Annotated in this window: 5 protein-coding genes; 2 read left to right on the forward strand and 3 right to left on the reverse strand. The window is 53.1% G+C overall.

Annotated features, from left to right (window positions below):
- Window positions 1–460: 460 nt before the first annotated feature.
- Complete coding sequence (locus EPYR_RS18605) at window positions 461–943, forward strand: Hcp family type VI secretion system effector (RefSeq protein WP_014538400.1); 483 nt, start codon at window positions 461–463, stop codon at window positions 941–943.
- A gap of 15 nt (window positions 944–958) precedes the next feature.
- Window positions 959–1,663 carry a glycoside hydrolase family 19 protein gene (locus tag EPYR_RS18610; RefSeq protein ID WP_014538401.1) on the forward strand — a complete coding sequence of 235 codons (705 nt, stop codon included), beginning with the start codon at window positions 959–961 and terminating at the stop codon, window positions 1,661–1,663.
- Here EPYR_RS18610 and EPYR_RS18615 read toward each other — a convergent pair.
- The 3 genes from EPYR_RS18615 to EPYR_RS18625 form a co-directional block, all read right to left on the reverse strand.
- Window positions 1,638–2,105, reverse strand: a complete 468-nt coding sequence (locus EPYR_RS18615; protein WP_231844238.1) for a hypothetical protein — start codon at window positions 2,103–2,105, stop codon at window positions 1,638–1,640. The genes EPYR_RS18610 and EPYR_RS18615 overlap by 26 nt on opposite strands.
- Window positions 2,106–2,370: 265 nt before the next feature.
- Window positions 2,371–3,885: a plasmid mobilization relaxase MbeA gene (gene mbeA, locus EPYR_RS21655; protein ID WP_012814659.1), complete on the reverse strand. Its 1,515-nt coding sequence runs from the start codon at window positions 3,883–3,885 to the stop codon at window positions 2,371–2,373.
- Window positions 3,875–4,198: a MobC family plasmid mobilization relaxosome protein gene (locus EPYR_RS18625; protein ID WP_012814660.1), complete on the reverse strand. Its 324-nt coding sequence runs from the start codon at window positions 4,196–4,198 to the stop codon at window positions 3,875–3,877. The genes mbeA and EPYR_RS18625 overlap by 11 nt, the downstream gene beginning before the upstream one ends.
- Window positions 4,199–4,960 lie beyond the last annotated feature (762 nt).

Here is a 4,960-nt window from a genome sequence, read left to right on the forward strand (position 1 = left end):
TGTACAAGAAGGATTTTACAGAAGTCTTGAAGTGGTGGCCTGACTGCGGCTACACTGGAAGAACAGTTTGGTAATTGCGGTCTTGTACACCCAGTTACCTCGGTTCAGAAGAGTTGTCGCTCAACTGCCCCGTCGAAAAGGCCACCTTAACGGGTGGCTTTTTCGATCACTGGATAGGAGATTACGCTCGGATAAAGAGGATCTCAAGAAGATCCTTTTAAATCTCATAGATATATACTTTTACTCTGCATATCCGCTACAGCGCCCGGCATCAATCGTCCTCTGCGCGGCCACAGCCTTCCGGGCTATCGCTGGTCGCTCCGGTCCCCATTGCTTGGTATCCCCATCATGGAGAATTAGGATTTCTTTGTCTTTTTGTTATTATAACCGCACAAACTCATGTATTTATCAGCCACTTACTCCGACAACATACATCCAGCACAAAAAAGGGAAATCGTTCATGACCACAAGCCATTTCATGCGCGTCAGTGGCATCACTGGTGAATCTCAGGATGCGGCTCACAAGGGATGGACGGACATACTGTCTTTTGAATGGGATGTATCTCAGCCAGCCCTTGCACATACAGGGGGAGGCAATGGAGCCGGGAAGGTCACCTTTAAGGATCTTACAGTCGTTGCATTTAAGGATAAGGCCACGACGGCTCTGTTGAAATACTGTGCCAGCGGTAAACATCTAGACAGGATGGAAGTATCAGTGTGCAAAGCGGGCGGTAGCCAGATGGAATACAGCCTGATTACCCTTGAAGACGTGCTTGTCACACGCGTGACCTACAGCGGCGTGAACGGAGGCGAAGAAATTGCCATGCGATACGGCTTTCAAGCAGCATCAGTTCGTCTTTCCTACAAGGAACAAACCGCCAGCGGCGGAAAAGGGTCGGAATCGCTGACCGGATGGAATATTAAGGAAAACCGTGAAATCTGACCGGAGAAAGGAAAGATGGCTGTAAACATCACACCGGAGCTGCTTCACCGTATTGCGCAGCCCTACAAAAAAAATCGCAAAAGACATGATGCCCAGGAAGCCAACATAACAGGACTGGCGAAGGCTATGAACCTCTGGTTTCCAGTTTATGACATCAATACAAAACTGCGGGTGGCGCATTTTCTGGCACAGTCCTGTGTCGAAACTCAGGACTTTCTATACATGACAGAAAACCCCGCCCACGGTGGTAAAGAGTATGAGCCAGACACAAGAGCGGGGCGAAATGTAGGAAATCATTTTCCAGGGGATGGTCCAAAATATATCGGCAGGGGACTACTCCATCTTACAGGACGGGAAAATTATCAGAAATATGGTGATAAATTTCATGAGGATTTAGTGAATCATCCTGAAAGAGTTGCAGAAGATTATTCTCTAGCCGTCAGAAGTGCTTGCGCATTCTGGCAGTCAAGAGGGTTAAATAGACTCGCTGACGATGATAATTTTATGGCAATAACCTACCGCGTGAATGGAGGCTATAACGGAAGGCCGCGACGGGAGAAAGCATTGAGTGATATTAAAAAAAGCTCTGCATATTTAAATAATAGGGGCAACGCCCCTTTACCCTTATCGCGTAGCAAAGTCTTCCGTATGACCGTATATCGAATCGGATATGATATATACATTTTCAATATCATTACCACAGGACTCTCCTTTTTTTAGAGCCAACTGGATAATCACCGGCAAGATAAGATGAATAAAACTCGGCGATTGCTTTAAAATCTTTATTTGATTCAACAAGATAATACTGCCTATATAAATCCTCACCCAGGTATTGATCTATTATTCCACGATCTTTAACTTCTTCTTCTTTTATTCCGTCTCTTTTTGCACGTCTATACATCAGACGTTCTGCTTCTTTTTTACTTATTTTTTCAGAAGAAAGACGAGTTACTTTTAAAACTGTATCTTTCTTGGCAAGAATATCGACATACTTCTTATACTTTGACGTATTAGGTAAAAAACTATCCCATAGCCCACCAAATATCCGCCCATCAGCATCTTTTGAACAATCCGGCCCGGTATACGTTTTTTTATCTCCAATAGTTGCATGACTCATGCCTGACAGCGCCATCAGCACACACAACAATATACATTTTTTCACTTCACGCTCCTCATCCGGAAAAGAATGGCAGCATAGTGGATGCAACACCCGATTATCAAATTTACCATAACATCCCTTGCGTGCACCGCCCCGGACGGATTCTGCACGATCACGGTCCCGGTCGGGTAAAACCGGCAGCAAACCGCCCGGTAAACCGCCCAGTCCGCGCCTGATAAATTTCCCGCGACTGCATAGCCATGCAGCCGAGTGAATGGCTCAGGCTTTCAGCACGGACGCCCGATGAAATCCCCGTTTTCCCGCTTTATCACAGCGACGGACCATCATACGTCCGCTGTCGCTGTGAGCGTTCCAGCTCCAGCTCTTTCTGCTGCTGAATCGCCCGTTCCTGCTGTCGGTGCGCCTCAATCCCGTTCAGCTTCACGACAACCGGCGCAGCTGCTCGCTCAAACTCTGCACCTGCCTGCTCAAACCCGTGACGCGCTCGCTCAGCGCCGCGTTCTCCCGTTGCATAAGACCAGACATCGTCCGCCATTCCGCGAAGGCGTTCTCCCACTCGTCCAGCCTTTTCGAGTAGTCCTGCTGTAGCTGCTCTAATGCGCTCAGCAACTGTTTTTCCAGCTCCGTCATGCTGCTCTACTCCCGTACCAGTCTGATGCCGTTCTTCCTGCCGCTGTCGAACGTCCAGTTCGTGTCCGCTTTCACGCCTTCCGGCAGCACCAGAAAACGCCCCTGGTTGTCTTCCTGATATCTCACGCCCCATGTCCGCGCGTTCAGCTTCTCCAGCGCGTCCTTCTGTTCCCGGATGCTCATGTAATTGTCGAGTATCTGCTGCCCCTGCCACCACAGAATGCCCGCGCTCGAGGCGATCAACAGGACGGAAACCAGGACGATGATCAGCCACGTCTGGCTGACCATGCGTACCATGCCTTTCGTGCGCTGGCTCATGGCTGAGGACAGCTGCCGGTCGTGGTCGAGAATGGCGGCGCTGATTCTCTTCTCGCTTTCGTTCAGTTCCGCTTTTACAGACTTCTCGTGCTCGCTGAATGCGGCTTTCAGCATCTCGCCGGTATTCTGCTGCTGCACTTTCGATTTCTGCTCTAAGTCCTTCGCCAGCGTTAAAAGACTGCTCATAGATGGCTCCCTTCAGTCGGATGTTTCGCCCCCCGTCCGGGTCGGCAATGCTGATGCTGCTTTTCGTGGTGCGCACCACATCAAAACCCGCGCTTTCCAGCGCCTCTGTGACGTCCTGGCGCGTTTTCAGCTCCCCGGATGAGGCAATGGCAAGCAGGCCGCGTGTAATCGTTTCTGCTGCCTCCAGCTTTGCTTTTGGCAGCGCGGACGGTGTGACCAGCGCCCGCCGGTTCTCCGGCGCGTTCGGGTCGTGCAGCCCCAGCCTGCCGTTAACCACTGTCTGCCAGGCATCAATGCGCGGGCGGTCGGCGCGGTCGTAATACGGCTGGAGCCGTCTGCCGGTCAGCAGCTCCGTGTTCGGGATCAGGAAATTCAGCTCCAGCCGCCCCTTGTCCTGGTGCTCAACCCACAGCACGCTGTACTGGTCTTTATCGAGTCCGGGCATCAGAACACGCTCAAAGCTCGCCATCAGCTTTTCACGCTGGCCTGGGGCTAAGTCCTTTTCGGCAAAGGACAGCACCCCGGAGGTGTATTTTTTGGCGTAGGCCGAGGCGTCGATAAGCTCCAGCACTTCCTCCGGCTTCCCCTGCAGCACGCTGGCGCCGTCGCGCTGACGGTCTTTGCCCAGCAGATAATCCACCGGACCCGAGCCGCCGCCACGCCCCCTGGGATGAAATTTAACGATCATCCGCAGCCCCCTTTTCAAGTACGGCATGCCGGAGCCGCTCGAGTCCGGCATCAATGGCCGTCAGCGCGGCCACGACCTGCACGCGATCGTGGCCGGTACAGCCACCGGCGTTAACCTGCCGGGCAATCTGGTTGAGGTTGTTACCCATGCCGGCGAGCTGACGAAGCAGCGCTGGCGATATCGAAGGAAGTTTGCCGGCCTTGGCCGGCTTCTCGTCCAGGCACGTCTGCCGCATCCAGGCCGCGAGCTGTTTACCCTCGCAGCGCTCCAGCAGACGCCGGTGCTCGTCTTCCGTTACCCACATCGTGAGCATTTTGCTGCGTTTGTCTGCCAATGTTACCTCCTGATAACGCCGTGACGGGCGGGAAATTGTTTCCCGGTTGGCGCGGTGTTCGACAAGCCGCAGGCGCGTCAGTGCCGTTTTAGGGGGTTTCGGGGCGCAGCCCTGAACCAGTCACGTAGCGCTAGCGGAGTGTATACTGGCTTAGTATGTTGCCACGGCGTTCTGTTTCATGGAAGTGCTTCATGTGGTGGTGAAAAAGGCGGATTCGGAGTGACAGGGGAATATGCAGGCTCAGGTGATATGACGCCTCCTCGTTCATTCGCTCACTNCGTTCGGTCATGAAGCTGCGGCGGGCGTTGCGGGTTTAAAGCGGTAGCGGTCATAACGGACAGAGGCTGCGAAGAGAAGGGCCAGAGCAAAGGGCGCGGGGNACCCGTTTTTCCATAGGCTCCGCCCCCCTGACAAGCATCACAAAAAAGGACGCTCAAATCAGTGGTGGCGAAACCCGACAGGACTATAAAGATCATCACCGTTTCCGGTGAATCGCTCCCTCTTGCGCTCTCCTGTTCCTGCCCTGCGGTTTACCGGTGTCTCTCCGCTGTTAAAGGCCGCGTATTCTCATACCACGCCTGACACTCGGTTCCGTTTAGGCAGTTCGCTCCAAGCTGGGCTGTGTGCAAGAACCCCCCGTTCAGCCCGACCGCTGCGCCTGTTCCGGTAACTATCGTCTTGAGTCCAACCCGGTACAGATGCGAAAAAACGCCACTGGCAGCAGCCATTGGTAACTGGGGG

The sequence above is a fragment of the Erwinia pyrifoliae DSM 12163 genome, assembly GCF_000026985.1.
Classification (GTDB): domain Bacteria; phylum Pseudomonadota; class Gammaproteobacteria; order Enterobacterales; family Enterobacteriaceae; genus Erwinia; species Erwinia pyrifoliae.

What these genes read in the sequence shown, in the direction of transcription:
- EPYR_RS18605 (WP_014538400.1), top strand. Translation starts at nt 461, where the DNA reads ATGACCACAAGCCATTTCATGCGCGTCAGTGGCATCACTGGTGAATCT.
- EPYR_RS18610 (WP_014538401.1), top strand. Translation starts at nt 959, where the DNA reads ATGGCTGTAAACATCACACCGGAGCTGCTTCACCGTATTGCGCAGCCC.
- mbeA (WP_012814659.1), bottom strand. Translation starts at nt 3,885, where the DNA reads ATGATCGTTAAATTTCATCCCAGGGGGCGTGGCGGCGGCTCGGGTCCG.
- EPYR_RS18625 (WP_012814660.1), bottom strand. Translation starts at nt 4,198, where the DNA reads ATGCTCACGATGTGGGTAACGGAAGACGAGCACCGGCGTCTGCTGGAG.